Below are 15,289 nucleotides of genomic sequence, written 5' to 3' on the forward strand. Positions count from 1 at the left end.
AGGCCGGCGCCGGACGTGTCAGGAAACGGCCGGTTTCCTCCTGCTGCGGCTGGGGTTCCGCTGCGAGTCTGCGGGCGTCCATCCGGATCACACCGCACGGAGTCCGCATGAACCGATTACGCATCCGCCCGTCCCTGGTGGCCGCTGCCGCGATCCTGGCCCTGGCCCCGACCGGGCTGGCCGCCACGGCGGCGCAGGCCGCCCCTGCCGCCGCGGCGACAGCCGTGAACAGTGACACCGAAACGATCATCACGGGAACTGCCGGGCTGAACCGGGGCGAGGCCTGGTACTCGCCCGACCGGCAAACCATGCTCGTGCAGCAGACGGACGGCCACGTCGTGCTCTACCACCAGGGCAGGGCCATCTGGACGGCCGTCGGCAGCTACGGCTACGGCAACACCTTCTACATGCAGGCCGACGGCAACCTCGTCTCCTACGACGCCGCCATGCGCCCGCTGTGGAACAGTGCCACCGACCGCCACTGGGGCGCGCACCTGGCGATCCAGAACGGCGGCAACATCGCCGTCTACTACGGCGGAACCCCGATCTGGTGGTCCAACTTCCGGCCGGGCGGCCCGGTCGACCCGGACCCCGGCGAGTGCCACCCGCGCCCCGGCCACCTCTGCCCGTAGCCGTCTGCTCCCACTGATGCCCGCCCAGATTCACCCGTACGGCCCGATTCGGGCCGCACGGGCCGGGTAGGGGACGGCGCGTCCTTCCCCCATCCACCAGCGGAGGCATCCGTGCCCGACATGAACGGCCCCTACAAGCCCGGCACCCCGTGCTGGATCGACCTGATGGTCCCCGACCAGCAGGCGGCCCTCGACTTCTACTGCGACCTCTTCGGCTGGCAGGGCGAGGTCGGCCCGGCGGAGCAGGGCGGCTACTCCGTCTGCCTCCTCAAGGGCAGGCCCGTCGCCGGGATCATGAAGGCGTCCAACCCGGACGGCTCCGTGCCCGACCCGATGCCGCCGACCGCGTGGACCACGTACCTGGCCACCGACTCCATCGACTCCACCCTCAAGTCCGTCACCGACGCCGGCGGCTCGGTGATGATGGGCGCGATGGACGTCATGGACCTCGGCCGGATGGCCGTGATCATCGACCCGACGGGCGCCGCGGTCGGCCTGTGGCAGGCCGGCACCTTCGACGGCGCGGGCATCGTCAACGAGCACGGCGCGCTGATCTGGAACGAGCTGAGCACCGGCGACGTCCCCGCCGCGGCTGCCTTCTACACCTCCGTCCTCCCCGTCACCACGGCCAGGTCCGAGATGCCCGACGCCGGGGAGTACACCGAGTTCAAGGTCGGCGACCGCGCCGTCGGCGGAATGATGGACCTCGCCAAGCTCCCGCCCGGCGTGCCGCCGCACTGGATGCCGTACTTCCACGTCGACGACGTCGACGAGATCCAGGCCGCCGCGGTGCGCTCCGGGGGCAGCGTCATGGCCCCGGCCTTCGACATGGTCGCGGGCCGCATGGCCGTCCTCTCCGACCCCCAGGGCGGCACGTTCTCGGTGATCAAGGCGACCGCCCCGGAGCAGCCCGCCTGATCCGGTCATTCCCTGCGCGAGTGCCCTCCGGCTGATTCCGGTAGTCGGGGGGCGTTCCGGAACTCGCACCAGACGACCTTCCCGGGCGTCCGCGCCAGCACCCCCCACTCGTCGGCGAGCGCCTGGACGAGAGTGAGGCCCCGTCCGTACGGCCGCCCGGTGATCCGCGACAGCCCGGGCCCACTGTCGTGCACCTCGGCCCGGACGGTCGCGTCCTCGAAGCCGAACAGCCGCAGGAGATAGCCGCGGCCGTGCGGGACGCCGTACCGCACGGCGTTGGTCGCCAGCTCGCTCACGCAGAGCGACATGTCGTCGAGGCGTTGGTCCACGCCCCACGCCTGCAAGGTGTCACGTGTGAACTGGCGCGCAGCTGCGACGGTCCGGGGTGAGCGCAGGTAGAGCCGCTCGCGCACGAGCGCCGCCTGAATAGTTGGATTCACGGCACGATCGTCGCGCTGCGTCACTAGCGTATGGCTGAGCGCCGACCCGTACTCCTCGATGAGTACGGGTCCGCACGGGGTATTCCGCATGTGCGGGTGGGGAGTTCGCTGTCATGCCACCGAGGAAACGCGCACGGCCGAACGCGACGACCATGAAGATGGTCGGCTCGCAGGTGGCCGCCGGCCGAGTCGCCAAGAACCTGACCCAGCGACAGCTGGGCGAGCTGGTCCGCCTGGACGCGGAGACGATCGCGTCGATCGAACAGGGCCGGCGCGCCCTGATGCCGAACGTCGCCGAACTGATGGACCAGCATCTGGGGTTGCCGGGGTTGCTGACGCTGGCGGCCGTCGGAATGCCGGCGGTCGACGCGACTCCGCCGTGGGCGGAGGAGTACATGGCCCTTGAGGACAGCGCGATCGCACTCTCCTGGTTCGACAACCAGGTGGTACCTGGCCTGCTCCAGACGGAGAACTACGCCCGGGCCGTCTTCAGGTGCCGCGTCCCCGCCTACCCGGAAGCAGAGATCGACGCCCTGACCGCCCGCCGCCTCGCCCGCCAAGACATCCTGCGCCGCAGCACTCCTCCGACGCTGAGCTTCGTCGTCTGGGAAGCGGTACTGCGTGACCGCCTCGGCGGGGACGAGGTGTACGCGGAGCAGCTGCGCCACCTCCACAGGTGCACGGGCCTCCCGGACGTGAGCCTTCAGGTGCTGCCTCTGGGGCGGACCTCACACGCCGCTCTCGACGGCCCGTTCACCATCGTCGAGACCCAGGAGCACCAGCACCTCGGCTACACCGAAACCCAACGTGGCAGCCAGCTCATCTCGAAACCCAACGAGGTCAGCATCATGGCGCGCAGGTATGCGATGCTGCGGACTCAGGCCCTCAACACCGAGCAGACAAGAGGCCTGTTGGAGCGCCTGCTAGGAGAGACATGAGCGCTACGACCTCACTGAAGTGGTTCAAGTCCAGCTACAGCGGCAGCGACGGCGGTCAGTGTGTGGAGGTAGCCACCAGCGGCCCGGACGCGGTCCACGTCCGGGACTCGAAGGTCCAGGACGGCCCGGTCCTGGCGCTCGCGCCGGCGAGCTGGACGGCACTGACGGGCTGGCTCGCTCGCTAGCCCGCGGTTGAGCGGCGGCAGACAGAGACAGGCCCGTCGCGAACCGAAGCCGCGCCCTGGGGACGGCATCCACGACGGGCGGCATCAGGGATGTGCTGGGGGTTTCCCGTCAGTCCCATCGTCTCTCCGTGTCGTGCCGGTCCCTCAAGGGCGCTCGTTCCTCGCGTCGCTTCGCGATGGCCTTCGGCGACCCTTGACCGCCCGTCCCGCCCCGGAAATACGAGGACAGCCGGGAAGCCCCCAGAGGAACGGGCCGGGACAGAAGGAGAGAGACGGGACGTCGGAGAGAGCCGGGCAGAGCCCGGTGCGCCTCAGATCGCTACGCGGTCCTGTCCGTCGGCGCCTGCGGGCCTCTGTGGCTGGCGTAGGACGCCTCTGACCGCTACGCGCTTCTCGATCACGCGACTGCAGACCGTTCGGGGCCGGTCCGCGGTTCAATTGATCAAGATCTACGAAGGGGAGGTGCCGTTCTATGCACCCGGCAGGGCTGACAGAGGCCCGCATTGATGATGCGAGCAACATCCTGGTTGCGCCTTCGGCGTTGCAGGACGACGACTTGATCAGGGACTTCTTCGGGTCCACGATCACGCCGGAGGAGCTGGGGTCGACTGACCTCACCCAGAAGACCGTCTACCTGTGCGGCGACGCGTCCGGGATCAGCAGGCACCAACTGGATTCGGCAGAGCGGGTGTTCATCGTCCGGGAGCTGTCGCACGAATACCACGAGAACGACACAGGTTGGACCGTCGTCGATGGGGGCCGAGTTCCCATCCGGGTGCACGGCGCGGGGGTGTACTACCGCCGCTTCTTCGACCTCGACGCCGATCACTTCGGGCGGATCCGTGCGGAGCACGCCTTCCAGTCGCTGACGGAGTCCAACAAGCCTGGAACGGCTCATCGCAGCGGGATCTATCTGACGCCCGTCACACGAGAGGGTGACGAGCTGCATTTCCGTCTGCTCCGGTGCTCCACGAATCTCTCAGGGCCGACCGAGGGGTTTCGACCGACGGACATCCGAATGGTCGAGGATCTGAACCGCGAGGCCGCCACCGTATTCCGGAACCACGCGCCGCTCAATCATGTCCTCGCGCAGGTCTACCACAACACCCTGGCCACGGCCGAGCGCAAGCAGTCCAAGGCGAAAATATCGGCGCACGCCGACAAGACCAAGGACATGCCCGGCAACGGAATCATGGCTTTCTGCACGTTCTATGACGGACTCGACAAGCTGCATCCGATGGCGGAAGACGCCTTCGACTACGGCGTGAAGCGTGCCAGCGGGCTGACCCGACTGCATTTCCGTCTCAAGGAACCGGCAACGGACGCCCTGCCCCCTCAGTTCACCGTGACCCTTTATCCCGGCTCTGTGTTCTTCATGCCGCTGTCCACCAACCGGCTGTACACGCACGAAATCCGGCCCTCGACGCTGGACGCTGGCATGCTCCCCACCCGCCTGGGCTACGTGGTGCGCTGTTCGGACACCGAAGCGGTCCACAAGAACGGCCGGACGTTCCTCAAAGCGGCGGAAGACCTGGTGGAGCTGGGGCCGCCCACGCCCGAGGGCATGGACGAGCTGCGCAAGCTGTACGCCGAGGAGAACAGGACCTCGTCCCTCATCGACTACGGCGACAGGTTTCTCTTCAGCATGAACACGGGAGACTACGTTGCCCCCCGAGCCTAGGATCACCTCGCTTTCCTTGCCGACCGAGCGGGACCTCTTCGCGGAGCTGTCGGCATCGGCTGCTCTGGAAGACGTAGGGAAGGGCCGGCGAGGCGCCACGCTCACCCACGTCGACGAGGAAAACGGAGTGCCTCTCGTACGCACCACCACTCAGTACAGCGGTCCGACGCAGCGTTTCCGTGCGGTGCACGAATGGCTGGCGCACCAGATCCAAGAACACGCGGCGATCCCCGTCGGCTTCAACAACGCCCTCATCGAGAGCTACACGAATGCCTACAGAACCATGGGCAGCCATTCCGACCAGGCCCTGGATCTGGCCGACGACTCTTTCATCGCCGTCCTCTCCTGCTACCAGCACCCCGAAGTGAGCCCGAGGAAGCTGGTCTTCGAATCCAAGGAGTCGGATTCCGACGGGTTCGAGATCCCCCTCACCCACAACAGTGTGGTCGTGTTCTCCGTCGAGTCGAATCGGCGGTTCAAGCACAAGATCGTGCTGGACACCGACCCGACGGCGGACAACCAATGGCTGGGCGTGACGTTCAGAACGTCAAAGACCCTCCTTCGGTTTCGCGATGGACACGCCTACCTCCCGCAGGGCGCGCGCCTCACGTCGGCCGACGACGAGCAGCGGCGCGAGTTCTACCGACTGCGGCGCCGCGAGAACGACGAAACGGACTTCACCTACCCCCCGTTGACGTACACCGTCAGCGAGAGCGATCTGCTGCCACCCGTCTGACCTGTGCTTCCGCCCCCCCCCCCGTCAGCCCCGAACGAGGGGCGGACGCCGTCTCGCAGAAGCGTGTAGCGATCGATGGCGGCTTATGCCCAGCCCAAGGGGTCTGCGGACGCCGTCGGGCGGGACCGTGTAGCGATCTGAGGCGCTCCCCCGACCACCCCGCGCATCGCTGATGTGCCCGTCCCTCTATCTCTCCCCCCGGCCCGTTCTTCTGGGGGCTTCCCGGCTGTCCTCGATTTTCCGGGGCGGGACGGGCGGTCAAGGGTGGAGCGCAGCGACATCGCGAAGCGACGCGACGAAGGAGCGCCCTTGAGGGACCGGCACGAACCGGAAGACGATAGGACGGACGGGAAACCCCCAGCACAACCCTGATGCCGCCCCGCACAGGCCCCGCCCCCGCACCACCGCCCCGCGCTCAGCCATCCCGCCCACCGAAGCCCCGCCCCCTCCGGCGCCGCCCGCCGCCCGACCTCTCCCGGGCCCCCGCCCCCTCAGGCTCCGCCCGTCCGCACCGCCACCAGCGCGGCCAGGCCGTCCAGGATCCGGTCGAGGCCGAAGCGGAATTGGAAGTCCGGCTCGTCCGAGCCCGTGAACGCGTCCGACTCCAGCAGTCGCGTCACGGCCGGGTGGCTGTCCGGGCCCGTCATCAGCCGCAGCGTGCGCACGTACTGGCCCAGGACCTGGTCCGGTGCGACGCCGGACTTCACGATGGCGTCCATCATGTCCGCGGCCATGGTCGCCTCGTTGCGGACCAGGCCGCCGATCAGGATGATCGTCGAGATCTTCTCGCCCTCGGTCAGGGCCGTGCCGGCCATCGCCGCCAGCCCGCGCTCCATCCAGGCCAGCTGGTTCGGGCTGACCGGCGCCCCGGTGATCGGGATGCGCAGGATCCAGGAGTTGACCATCAGCACGGCCCGCTGCGCGTACGCCCACTGGGTCAGCAGCTCGCGCCAGCCCCACCCCTCCGCCTCCGGCGGCAGCGCCGGCGGCGCGCCGACACCCGCGTCCGACATCAGGATGTAGAGCTCCTCCTTCGCCGTGACGTACCGGTAGAGGGACATCGTCGAGACGCCCAGCTCCTTGGCCACCCGGCCCATGGAAACTGCGTCCATCCCCTCACCGGCCGCCAGTGTCACGGCCGTCTCCACGATGCGCGGCAGCGTGAGCGTGGGGCGCGGCCCCTTGCCGGGGCGTTCGCGCAGGCCCCAGGCCATTTCCAGGCTGGCCGGGAGCCCGGTTCCACCGCCTGCGCCGCCCTCGTCGTCCTCGTCCGCCATGACCGCCCACTCCTCGATTGACCCCCATCCTAGTTCTGTGTATTACTTACACAGAAGAGCGTAAGGCATACGCAGAAGCGCAGCAGAGCCCACGAAGGGAGCGCATCCCCTCATGACCACGCACGCCTCCGGCGCCCTCGGGATCCACGCCACCGGCCTGACCAAGTCCTACGGCGACGTCCGCGTCCTCGACGGCATCGACCTCGCCGTCCCCCGCGGCAGCGTCCTCGCCCTCCTCGGCCCCAACGGCGCCGGGAAGACCACCACCGTCCGGATCCTCGCCACCCTCACCGCCCCCGACGCGGGCACCGCCCGCGTCGCCGGGCACGACACCGTCACCGAGCGGGCCCTCGTCCGCGAACGCATCAGCCTCACCGGCCAGTTCGCCGCAGTCGACGACCTCCAGACCGGTGCCGAAATGCTCCGCATGATGGGCCGGCTCAGCGGACTCACCCCGCGCGCCGCCCGCACCCGCGCCGACGAGCTCCTCACCCGCTTCGGCCTCGCCGACGCCGCCGCGCGCACGGCCAAGACCTACTCGGGCGGCATGCGACGCCGCCTCGACCTCGCCGCGAGCCTCGTCTCCCGCCCCGAGGTGATCTTCCTGGACGAGCCGACCACCGGCCTCGACCCGCGCAGCCGCCAGGACCTGTGGGAACTCGTACGGGAACTGCGCGCCGACGGCACGACCGTGCTGCTCACCACCCAGTACCTGGAGGAGGCCGACCGGCTCGCCGACCGCGTCGCCGTCCTCGCCGAGGGACGGATCGCCGCCGAGGGGACGCCCGCCGAGCTCAAGGCCCGCGTGTCGGGCCACCGCCTGGACCTCACCCTCACCACGCAGGCTGCCTACGAGGCCCTGGTCCCGCGCGCCGTCCACCTCGCCCCGGACGAGCTCACCCTCGGCGTCGCCACCGACGGCAGCGCCGCCCACGTCCGCGCCCTGCTCGACGAACTCGACCCGGACCGCACCTGCGTGGACCGCTTCGCCGTCCGCACCGCCACCCTCGACGACGTGTTCCTCACCCTGACGGGAGCCGACCGATGACCGCCGTACCTGTGAGCGCCCTCGCCCTGGCCGGCCGCAGCCTGCGCATCAGCCGCCGCAGCCCGGACGCCCTGATCGCCGCCCTGATGCTGCCCGTGATGCTGATGCTGATCTTCGTCTACTTCTTCGGCGGGGCCATCGACACCGGCACGGAGTACGTGACGTACGTGGTCCCCGGCGCCATGCTCCTCTGCGCGGGCTTCGGCGCGGCCGGCACCGCCGTCAGCGTCGCCGACGACATGCGCAACGGCGTCATCGACCGCTTCCGCACCCTCGACATCGGCGGGATCCCCATCCTGGCCGGACACGTCACGGCCTCCGTCCTGCGCAACCTGATCTCCACCACCCTGGTCCTCACCGTCGCCCTCGCCATCGGCTTCCGCCCCCAGGCGGGCCCGGCCGCCTTCCTCGCCGCGGCCGGCCTGCTGTTCGCGTACATCACGGCGATCTCGTGGCTGGCCGCCACGCTCGGACTGCTCGCCAAGACGCCGGAGGCGGCGGGCGGCTTCACCTTCCTGATGATGTTCCTGCCCTACCCGTCGAGCGCCTTCGTCCCCATCGAGACGATGCCCGGCTGGCTGCACGGCTTCGCCGAGCACCAACCGCTCACCCCGGTGATCGAATCCCTGCGCGCGCTGCTCCTCGCGCAGCCCGCCGGAAGCACCCCCTGGACGGCCCTGACCTGGTGCGCCGGCATCACGGCCGTGGCCGTGACCTTGGCCGCCGTCCTCTTCCGCAGCAGGACCCGCTGAGCGGCTCCGGCAGGAGCCCCTCAGCGGGCCGGTGGTCCGCCCGCCGCTCAGCGGTTGAGCGGGTAGGAATGACGGCCCGTCGCCTCGTCGATCTCCGAGTGGGCCTTCTGCAACATCTGCTGCGCGAGATCCATGAGCGCACGGGCGCCCGCGATCTCTTCCCCGACCCTCATCTGCTCCGGGTCGGAGGGGTGGCGCAAGGCATAGCCCCGCGCCCTGATCTCGGAGCCGTCCCCGAGCCGTACCAGGGCCGCCGCACTGGTGCGGTGGCCCTCCTCGGTGAATTCCAGCTCCACATGCCACCCGACGAGCGTGGCCATGGTGCATCACCTCCAGGGTCACCTGTTCCCTCCAGAGTGCGCCTACACCCCGACACGCGCGAGCGGGGGTTCGCCCCACCGCCAGGCGGTGGGGCAGCGGCCCTCCGGCCCATCCGCAGTCAGCGGACGACAACGGGGGGCGGGGCCGGAGCCTCGGGAGCGGGCGGGGCCGGAGCCTCGGGAACCGACGGGTAGCCGCTGTCGTCCTCGGGGGGCTTCGGTGTCGTGGGCTTGTCGGGGCACGGGGGACCGTCGTTGCCGTTGGTGCCGGTGCCGTTCGTACCGTTGCCGTTGCGGCCACCGCAGCGGCCGTTACCGCCGCGGCCGATGCCTCCGGTCCCGGTGCCGCCCGGAGCCGTGCAGACAGGGGCGTCCCCTGGTGCGGTTCTTGCCGCACCACCAGTAGGCCTCCCGAACAGGGCCGGCACAGGTTCCGGATACTCGGGGCTTGTCAGGGGTCACCGACATCAGGTAAGCGTCCCGTGCGCCTCTGCGGGCGCGACGCACGTGCGTGCCTATACCTACGAGGCGCACGGCCCCTGCGTGCCGCGCACCCGAGTACGTGCGCTCATGTCCGGGACCAACTCGCGGAGTTCACTGGATCCATGACCACGACCCCGACCCCGGTCGCCGGCACCGACCGGCACCCGCACGCGTTCGTCGCGCCGCTCGTCTCCACCCTGCTGACACTGCCGGTGGCGGCCGTCGCGTTCTTCTTCGTCGGGCTGGCCCCGATGGCCTGCGACTCCTGCGAGGGCGAGGTGAGCGACCGGTTCGACGCCTCCTACGACCTGGCCTTCCCGGTCTTCGGGTTCGGCCTGGTGGTGGTCCTGGTCGTGCTGCTCTCCGCGTGGGCGCTGCCCTGGCGGCGGCGCAACGCCGCCGCCAGGGTGTGGCCGGCCGTGATCGCCCCGGCCGCCGTCGTCCTCGACTTCATCGTCTTCCACGGCCTCGTCGACTGGCCGTAGAACGGATCAGGCGTTGCGCAGCCAGCCCGCCACCTCGGTGGCCCAGTAAGTGAGGATCGTGTCCGCGCCCGCGCGCTTGATGCCCATCAGGGACTCCAGGATCGCGCGGTCGCGCTCGATCCAGCCCTTCTCCGCGGCCGCCTCGATCATCGCGAACTCACCGCTGATCTGGTACGCCGCCACCGGTACGTCCACGGCCTGCGCGACCCGGTACAGGATGTCGAGGTAGGGGCCGGCCGGCTTGACCATCACCATGTCCGCGCCCTCCTCCAGGTCGAGGGCGAGCTCCCGCAGGGACTCGCGGGCGTTCGCCGGGTCCTGCTGGTACGTCTTGCGGTCACCCTGGAGGGACGAGGCGACGGCCTCGCGGAAGGGGCCGTAGAAGGCGGAGGTGTACTTCGCCGTGTAGGCGAGGATCGAGACGTCCTCGTGCCCGGTCTCGTCGAGGGCGTCGCGGATGACGCCGACCTGGCCGTCCATCATGCCGCTGGGCCCCACGACGTGGACGCCCGCGTCGGCCTGGACCTGCGCCATCTCGGCGTAGCGCTCCAGCGTCGCGTCGTTGTCGACGCGCCCGTGCTCGTCGAGGACGCCGCAGTGGCCGTGGTCGGTGTACTCGTCGAGGCACAGGTCCGACATGATCACCAGGTCGTCGCCGACCTCGGCCTTCACGTCGCGGATCGCGACCTGCAGGATTCCGTCCGGCTCGGTGCCCGCCGTGCCCAGCGCGTCCTTGTTCTCGTCCGCCGGAACGCCGAAGAGCATGATCCCCGCGACGCCCGCCTCGACCGCCTCCACGGCCGCCTTCCGCAGCGTGTCCCGCGTGTGCTGGACCACGCCCGGCATCGCCGAGATGGCGAGGGGCTCGCTGATGCCCTCGCGCACGAAGGCCGGGAGGATCAGGTCCGAGGGGTGCAGCCGGTTCTCCGCGACCATCCGCCGCATCGCCGGGGTGGTACGCAGCCGGCGGGGCCGCGAACCGGGGAAGGATCCGTACGTGCTCATGTTCCAGTCGCCTCTTCGAGCATCGACAGCAGTCGCCCCAAGCCTAGAGCCCGTCCGGTGGCGCTCCCGCCCCGACGGCGAACTCGCACCACACCGCCTTGCCCGGTACCCGTGCCACGGTGCCCCACCGGTCCGCGACCGCCGCCACCAGCAGCAACCCGCGCCCGCCCTCGGCGGCCGGGTCCCGCCGCCCGATGCGCGGCCGGCCGCCTCCGCTGTCGTGGACCTCGACCCGTACGGTGCCGTCGTAGCGCAGCATCCGCAGCCGGTAGCCCCGGCCGGGCGGGACCCCGTGCAGCAGGGCGTTGGTCGCCAGCTCGCTCACGCAGAGCAACACGTCGTCGCGGCGGCATGTGACACCCCACGCGTGAAGTGTTTCTGCCGCGAACTCCCTGGCAGGGCAGACGGTTTGACGACTGCGGGGATAGAACCGCTCGCGCAGCAGGGCCGGTTGGATTTCTACGTTCACGGGGTGATCGTTGCCGTGCGTGACTAGCGTCATCAAGGCAAGCGACCCGTACTCCTTGATGAGTACGGGTTGGCAGCCGCATCACGCCTGTGCCCATGGGGAGTTCACCGGTATGTCACCACGCAAGAGACCCCGGCTGAACCAGACGGCCCTGAAAATGGTCGGCGCGCAGGTTGCCGCCGCCCGCGCCGCCTCAGGAATGACCCAACGAGCCCTCGCCGAGGCTGTGCACATCGACGTGGAAACCGTCGCCTCCATCGAGCAGGGGCGGCGCGCCCTGATGCCGAACGTCGCCGAGAGGATGGACGAGGTCCTCGGCCTTCCGGGCCTGCTGGCGGTAGCCGCCAACGAGATGCCCGTGGTCGACGTGATACCGCCCTGGGCCGAGGAGTACTTCGCCAACGAAGCCGAGGCGGTCGCGCTGTCCTGGTACGACGCGATACTCGTGCCCGGCCTGCTTCAGACCGAGGCATACGCCCGCGCGGTGTTCAGCTGCCGCGTCCCTTACATGGGCACGGAGAAGATCGAATTCCAGACGGAGCGCCGGATGAAGCGTCAGGACATCCTGTACCGCGCGATTCCGCCGACCCTCGGGTTCATCATCGCGGAATCAGCGCTGCGCGACCGTCTCGGCGGTAACGACATTCGACGCGAGCAGTTGCGCCACCTGCGCCTTTGCGCCGACCGTCCCGCGATCTCCCTCCAAGTCCTCCCCCTGGGACTCACCGCTCACGCAGGTCTCACAGGTTCGTTCATCCTGTTGGAAACGCCCGATCACCATCGCCTTGCGTACTCGGAGAACCAGCGCGTCAGCATCGCCGTGCATGATCCGAGCGAGGTCAGCATCCTTGCGCAGAAGTACGCCATGCTGCGATCCCAAGCCCTCAATGTCACGGACACCAAAGTCCTGTTGGACCGGCTGCTAGGAGAGACATGAGCACCCCACTGAAGTGGTTCAAGTCCAGCTACAGCGCCAGCGAAGGCGGCCAGTGCGTCGAAGTAGCCACCTGCCCCTGCGCCGACACCGTCCACGTCCGGGACTCCAAGGTCGCCGACGGGCCCGTCCTCACCCTGGCTCCCGCCGCCTGGGACGGGCTCACCCGCTGGGTTCGTTCCTGAGCTTCCAGCGCCACAGGCCGTCCGCCCGGTGGTCGTGCTCGTACTCCGAGCCGTCCAGTCGGCCCACGCGCGCGTACGCGGCCGGCGTGCCCGGGTCGTCGCGCAGGGCCAGGCCGTAGGCGGCGCTGAGCCGGATGTCCTGGTCCTCGGCGTCGAGGAGGCGTACCAGTGCCTCGGTGGTCTCCGGTGAACGGTCCGCGCCCCGGGCGATGGCGTAGGCGGCGCGGCGCGCCACGTGCGGGTCGGCGTCGACGAGCAGGGCCAGGAGCAGCGTGCGGTCCTCCACCGACGGCGCCTCCCCGCCCAGGGACTCGGCGGCAGCCGCCCGTACCCCGGCGTCGGGGTCCCGACACAGGGACCGTACGGCTCCGGCCGCCCGCGGGGTCAGGGGCCGGTCTAGCAAGCCCGGCACCTCGCGGCGGACGCGCGCGTCGGCGTGCCCCGCGTGACGCAGGCCGACGGCTTCCGCTTCGGGGAAGCCCTCGTCCACCAGCGCCCGCAGCAGGCGAGCCAGGACGACTGCGTCGTCCTCCACGTCCACCCAGGTGCCCAGCAGCTTCAGGCGTTCGCGGTGGTACCAGCCGGCGTGCTGGGTGGAAGCGCCCGTCAGCGCGTGCATGTCGAGCACGTCGGCGACGAAGAGGCGGGGCAGCGGGTCGGGGTGCCGGTGGAAGGCCACCACCTCGGCCCAGGTCTCGGCGCTGCGCCGCTGCGAGAGGGTCCACTCGGACGCCCACCAGTCGGCGTGTTCGGGGTCTCCGTGCCGTACCGCGCGGGCCACCAGTTCCGCGGGCGGTGTCAGGATCCGGAAGGCCCATTCCAGGCCGGTCAGGATGCCGCCGTGACCGTCGCGGACGCGCCGCCCGCCGAGGGTGTGCTCCGTGAGGGTGCCGTACTCGCGCTCCGGGACGGCCTGCGCACGCACCGGGCCCGGGTCCGCCGTCAGGCGGCACAGCCGGGTCGCCGGGCCCTCCTCGTACCAGCCGCGGGCCGCCGCCAGCAGCTCCTCGCGCCGCTCCGGGGCGAGCCGTAGCCGTGGCTCGCGGCCGAGGGTGGCCTCGAACACCGCCGGGGAGCCGCCCTCGATCGCCCGCAGGAGCGGGGTCGTGCCGTCCGGCAGTTCCCGGTCCGGGTCGGCGCCCGCCTCCACCAGGGCCTCGGCGACCTCGTACGCGAAGGCCGCCACCGCCGTGCACAGCACCGGCAGCCCGTCCTCCCCCGCCGCGTCGGGGTCGGCGCCCGCCCCGAGCAGGTCGCGTACGCGCGCGGTGTCGCCCACCCGTACCGCCGCCGCCAGTGCGGCGTCCCGCTCCGTCACCCGTTCCCCCTGTCGGGCGACGGCTCGTTGCGTCCGCGCCAGTCCGCGAGAGCGTTCGCCCGGTGGTCGGGGCGGTGGATCGGGCCGAGCTCCTCCACCCGTACGTACGCCTGAGGCGTGTACGGGTGGTCCCGCCGGGCCAGGCCGTAGGCGCCGACCAGGCGCAGGATGCGGTCGTCGGTGTCCAGGAGGGTCAGCAGGACCTCCGTGGCGTCGGCCGTGCGGTCGTCGGACTCGGCCAGGAACTCCGCGGCCCCGCCGCGCACCGGGCTGTGCGGGTCGCGGACCAGGTCGCGCAGGACGGCCCGGGGGCCGTCCCGGTCTTCGCGTTCGTCCCCGAGCAGGGTCAGGGCGGCTTCGAGGCGCACCTCGTCGTCCGCATCGTGTGCCAGGCTCCTCAGGGCGCGGGCGGCCTCGGCCGTCAGCGGCCGGCCGGACCACCAGAGGCAGTCCGGCACCCTGCGGCGCACCCGCCGGTCGGGGTGGTCGGCGTACCGGAGGCCGATGGCCTCCAGCCGGGGGTGTTCCCGCGTGTGCTCGGTGAGGGCCCAGAGCACTTCGGCGAGCACCACGGCGTCCGTCTCGGTCTCCGCCGAGGCGGCGAGGAGGTCGCGGTCTTCCTCGTCGTGCGCGTACGCGTCGGCATCCGCGAACAGCGGCCGGTGTCCCAGCCAGTCGGTGGCGAACCGGCGGTGGCGGGGTGAGGGGTGGTGGCGCAGGGCCGTGACCGCGTCCCGGGCCTCCTCGCCGAGGCTGTTGCGGAGAAGGGAGCGTGCGGTGGCCCAGTCCACGTGCGCGGGGTCGGAGTGCCGGACGGCACGGGCCACCAGTTCCGCCGGCGGGGCCAGGACGCCGAACGTCGACTCCAGGGTGGTCAGGACGGCGCCGTGTCCCGCGCGGACGGTCAGACCTCCGAGCTCGACCTGTTCGACCTCGCACCACTGCTCTTCGACCGTGGCGGTCCGGGCCGGGCCCGTGGCTCCGGTGCGGCGGCGCAGTTCGGCCTCCGCGCCCGTCCCGTACCAGTGGCGGGCCGCGGCGAGCAGCCGCTCGCGCACCGGCTGCGTCAGGCGCAGTTCCGGCGCCCGTAGGTACTCGGACCACAGCAGCGCATCGACCGTCGCCGGGGAGCCGCCTTCCACGGCCCGCAGCAGCGGGGTCGTACCGTCCGGCAGCACCTGGTCGGGGTCGGCCCCTGCCCACACGAGGGCCGTGACGGTCCTGTAGGCGAACGCGGCCACCGCCGTGCACAGGACGGGCTCACCGTCCGCGTCCACCGCGCCGGGATCGGCGCCGGCCCTCAGCAGGGCCTCGGCGATCTCCTCTTCGCGTGCGGCCACCGCCGTGCACAGCACCGGCAGCCCGTCCTCGTCGGTCGCGTCGGGGTTGCTCCCCGGCCCCAGCAGGGCGTGGACCTCCCGGAGGTTCCCCGCCCGTACCGCCGTCACCAGGCGTGCGTCCCGGTCCGTCATCCGCTCCCCCG

18 protein-coding genes are annotated in these 15,289 nt (G+C 70.8%); 11 read left to right on the plus strand and 7 right to left on the minus strand.

The genetic code is table 11. The features are described from left to right. Positions 1 to 107: 107 nt before the first annotated feature. Both E6U81_RS35110 and E6U81_RS35115 read left to right on the plus strand, forming a co-directional pair. The gene (locus tag E6U81_RS35110) at positions 108 to 632 is read left to right on the plus strand and encodes a hypothetical protein (RefSeq protein WP_136234056.1); all 525 of its coding nucleotides are present in this window, start codon (positions 108 to 110) and stop codon (positions 630 to 632) included. A gap of 120 nt (positions 633 to 752) precedes the next feature. Next, positions 753 to 1,550, plus strand: coding sequence for a VOC family protein (locus E6U81_RS35115; protein ID WP_136234088.1), 798 nt, complete (start codon positions 753 to 755; stop codon positions 1,548 to 1,550). Between the two features lie 5 nt (positions 1,551 to 1,555). On the opposite strand, the gene E6U81_RS35120 is transcribed toward E6U81_RS35115, so the two are convergent. Next, a complete protein-coding gene (locus tag E6U81_RS35120; protein WP_240804199.1) occupies positions 1,556 to 1,990 on the minus strand; it encodes an ATP-binding protein in 435 nt (144 codons plus the stop codon). A 113-nt stretch (positions 1,991 to 2,103) separates the two neighbouring features. Between E6U81_RS35120 and E6U81_RS35125 the strand changes: the two genes are divergently transcribed. From E6U81_RS35125 to E6U81_RS35145, 4 genes are all read left to right on the plus strand, one after another. Further along, positions 2,104 to 2,928 (plus strand): helix-turn-helix transcriptional regulator, encoded by an 825-nt coding sequence (locus E6U81_RS35125; RefSeq protein ID WP_136234058.1) that lies wholly within the window; start codon positions 2,104 to 2,106, stop codon positions 2,926 to 2,928. After that, complete coding sequence (locus E6U81_RS35130; RefSeq protein WP_136234059.1) at positions 2,925 to 3,113, plus strand: DUF397 domain-containing protein; 189 nt, start codon at positions 2,925 to 2,927, stop codon at positions 3,111 to 3,113. The genes E6U81_RS35125 and E6U81_RS35130 overlap by 4 nt, the downstream gene beginning before the upstream one ends. A 472-nt stretch (positions 3,114 to 3,585) precedes the next feature. Next, a complete protein-coding gene (locus E6U81_RS35140; RefSeq protein ID WP_136234061.1) occupies positions 3,586 to 4,794 on the plus strand; it encodes a hypothetical protein in 1,209 nt (402 codons plus the stop codon). Between the two features lie 16 nt (positions 4,795 to 4,810). Beyond that, the gene (locus E6U81_RS35145) at positions 4,811 to 5,530 is read left to right on the plus strand and encodes an alpha-ketoglutarate-dependent dioxygenase AlkB (RefSeq protein ID WP_240804200.1); all 720 of its coding nucleotides are present in this window, start codon (positions 4,811 to 4,813) and stop codon (positions 5,528 to 5,530) included. Between the two features lie 491 nt (positions 5,531 to 6,021). Here E6U81_RS35145 and E6U81_RS35150 read toward each other — a convergent pair whose 3' ends face one another. Further along, on the minus strand, positions 6,022 to 6,807 hold the full coding sequence (locus tag E6U81_RS35150; protein WP_136234063.1) for a TetR/AcrR family transcriptional regulator: 786 nt from the start codon (positions 6,805 to 6,807) through the stop codon (positions 6,022 to 6,024). A 112-nt stretch (positions 6,808 to 6,919) separates the two neighbouring features. Here E6U81_RS35150 and E6U81_RS35155 point away from each other — a divergent pair, with 112 nt between their 5' ends. Beyond that, positions 6,920 to 7,855, plus strand: a complete 936-nt coding sequence (locus E6U81_RS35155) for an ATP-binding cassette domain-containing protein (protein WP_136234064.1) — start codon at positions 6,920 to 6,922, stop codon at positions 7,853 to 7,855. Continuing rightward, positions 7,852 to 8,607, plus strand: coding sequence for an ABC transporter permease (locus tag E6U81_RS35160; protein ID WP_136234065.1), 756 nt, complete (start codon positions 7,852 to 7,854; stop codon positions 8,605 to 8,607). The genes E6U81_RS35155 and E6U81_RS35160 overlap by 4 nt, the downstream gene beginning before the upstream one ends. Positions 8,608 to 8,654: 47 nt before the next feature. On the opposite strand, the gene E6U81_RS35165 is transcribed toward E6U81_RS35160, so the two are convergent. Next, on the minus strand, positions 8,655 to 8,927 hold the full coding sequence (locus E6U81_RS35165; protein ID WP_030027023.1) for a DUF1876 domain-containing protein: 273 nt from the start codon (positions 8,925 to 8,927) through the stop codon (positions 8,655 to 8,657). Between the two features lie 605 nt (positions 8,928 to 9,532). Between E6U81_RS35165 and E6U81_RS35170 the strand changes: the two genes are divergently transcribed. Then, positions 9,533 to 9,895: a hypothetical protein gene (locus E6U81_RS35170; protein ID WP_136234066.1), complete on the plus strand. Its 363-nt coding sequence runs from the start codon at positions 9,533 to 9,535 to the stop codon at positions 9,893 to 9,895. Between the two features lie 6 nt (positions 9,896 to 9,901). Here E6U81_RS35170 and hemB read toward each other — a convergent pair whose 3' ends face one another. After that, on the minus strand, positions 9,902 to 10,900 hold the full coding sequence (gene hemB, locus E6U81_RS35175) for a porphobilinogen synthase (protein WP_136234067.1): 999 nt from the start codon (positions 10,898 to 10,900) through the stop codon (positions 9,902 to 9,904). A 43-nt stretch (positions 10,901 to 10,943) separates the two neighbouring features. Then, positions 10,944 to 11,402: an ATP-binding protein gene (locus E6U81_RS35180; RefSeq protein WP_136234068.1), complete on the minus strand. Its 459-nt coding sequence runs from the start codon at positions 11,400 to 11,402 to the stop codon at positions 10,944 to 10,946. A gap of 79 nt (positions 11,403 to 11,481) precedes the next feature. On the opposite strand from E6U81_RS35180, the gene E6U81_RS35185 reads away from it, so the two are divergent. Continuing rightward, entirely contained in the window at positions 11,482 to 12,306 is an 825-nt protein-coding gene (locus tag E6U81_RS35185; protein ID WP_168714832.1) for a helix-turn-helix transcriptional regulator, read from the plus strand. Then, positions 12,303 to 12,488: a DUF397 domain-containing protein gene (locus tag E6U81_RS35190; RefSeq protein WP_136234070.1), complete on the plus strand. Its 186-nt coding sequence runs from the start codon at positions 12,303 to 12,305 to the stop codon at positions 12,486 to 12,488. The genes E6U81_RS35185 and E6U81_RS35190 overlap by 4 nt, the downstream gene beginning before the upstream one ends. On the opposite strand, the gene E6U81_RS35195 is transcribed toward E6U81_RS35190, so the two are convergent. Together E6U81_RS35195 and E6U81_RS35200 are read right to left on the minus strand one after the other, a co-directional pair. After that, positions 12,466 to 13,806, minus strand: a complete 1,341-nt coding sequence (locus E6U81_RS35195) for a HEAT repeat domain-containing protein (protein ID WP_240804201.1) — start codon at positions 13,804 to 13,806, stop codon at positions 12,466 to 12,468. The two genes, E6U81_RS35190 and E6U81_RS35195, sit on opposite strands and share 23 nt — an antisense overlap. Next, positions 13,803 to 15,278, minus strand: a complete 1,476-nt coding sequence (locus E6U81_RS35200; RefSeq protein WP_136234071.1) for a HEAT repeat domain-containing protein — start codon at positions 15,276 to 15,278, stop codon at positions 13,803 to 13,805. The genes E6U81_RS35195 and E6U81_RS35200 overlap by 4 nt, the downstream gene beginning before the upstream one ends. Between the last annotated feature and the right edge of the window lie 11 nt (positions 15,279 to 15,289).

The organism is Streptomyces sp. A0592 (assembly GCF_004795115.1).
Classification (GTDB): domain Bacteria; phylum Actinomycetota; class Actinomycetes; order Streptomycetales; family Streptomycetaceae; genus Streptomyces; species Streptomyces erythrochromogenes.

Excerpts from the sequence above, each read along its gene's own strand:
- E6U81_RS35110 (WP_136234056.1), top strand. The coding sequence starts at position 108 with ATGAACCGATTACGCATCCGCCCGTCCCTGGTGGCCGCTGCCGCGATC.
- E6U81_RS35115 (WP_136234088.1), top strand. The coding sequence starts at position 753 with ATGAACGGCCCCTACAAGCCCGGCACCCCGTGCTGGATCGACCTGATG.
- E6U81_RS35125 (WP_136234058.1), top strand. The coding sequence starts at position 2,104 with ATGCCACCGAGGAAACGCGCACGGCCGAACGCGACGACCATGAAGATG.
- E6U81_RS35130 (WP_136234059.1), top strand. The coding sequence starts at position 2,925 with ATGAGCGCTACGACCTCACTGAAGTGGTTCAAGTCCAGCTACAGCGGC.
- E6U81_RS35140 (WP_136234061.1), top strand. The coding sequence starts at position 3,586 with ATGCACCCGGCAGGGCTGACAGAGGCCCGCATTGATGATGCGAGCAAC.
- E6U81_RS35150 (WP_136234063.1), bottom strand. The coding sequence starts at position 6,807 with ATGGCGGACGAGGACGACGAGGGCGGCGCAGGCGGTGGAACCGGGCTC.
- E6U81_RS35155 (WP_136234064.1), top strand. The coding sequence starts at position 6,920 with ATGACCACGCACGCCTCCGGCGCCCTCGGGATCCACGCCACCGGCCTG.
- E6U81_RS35160 (WP_136234065.1), top strand. The coding sequence starts at position 7,852 with ATGACCGCCGTACCTGTGAGCGCCCTCGCCCTGGCCGGCCGCAGCCTG.
- E6U81_RS35165 (WP_030027023.1), bottom strand. The coding sequence starts at position 8,927 with ATGGCCACGCTCGTCGGGTGGCATGTGGAGCTGGAATTCACCGAGGAG.
- E6U81_RS35170 (WP_136234066.1), top strand. The coding sequence starts at position 9,533 with ATGACCACGACCCCGACCCCGGTCGCCGGCACCGACCGGCACCCGCAC.
- hemB (WP_136234067.1), bottom strand. The coding sequence starts at position 10,900 with ATGAGCACGTACGGATCCTTCCCCGGTTCGCGGCCCCGCCGGCTGCGT.
- E6U81_RS35180 (WP_136234068.1), bottom strand. The coding sequence starts at position 11,402 with ATGACGCTAGTCACGCACGGCAACGATCACCCCGTGAACGTAGAAATC.
- E6U81_RS35185 (WP_168714832.1), top strand. The coding sequence starts at position 11,482 with ATGTCACCACGCAAGAGACCCCGGCTGAACCAGACGGCCCTGAAAATG.
- E6U81_RS35190 (WP_136234070.1), top strand. The coding sequence starts at position 12,303 with ATGAGCACCCCACTGAAGTGGTTCAAGTCCAGCTACAGCGCCAGCGAA.
- E6U81_RS35200 (WP_136234071.1), bottom strand. The coding sequence starts at position 15,278 with ATGACGGACCGGGACGCACGCCTGGTGACGGCGGTACGGGCGGGGAAC.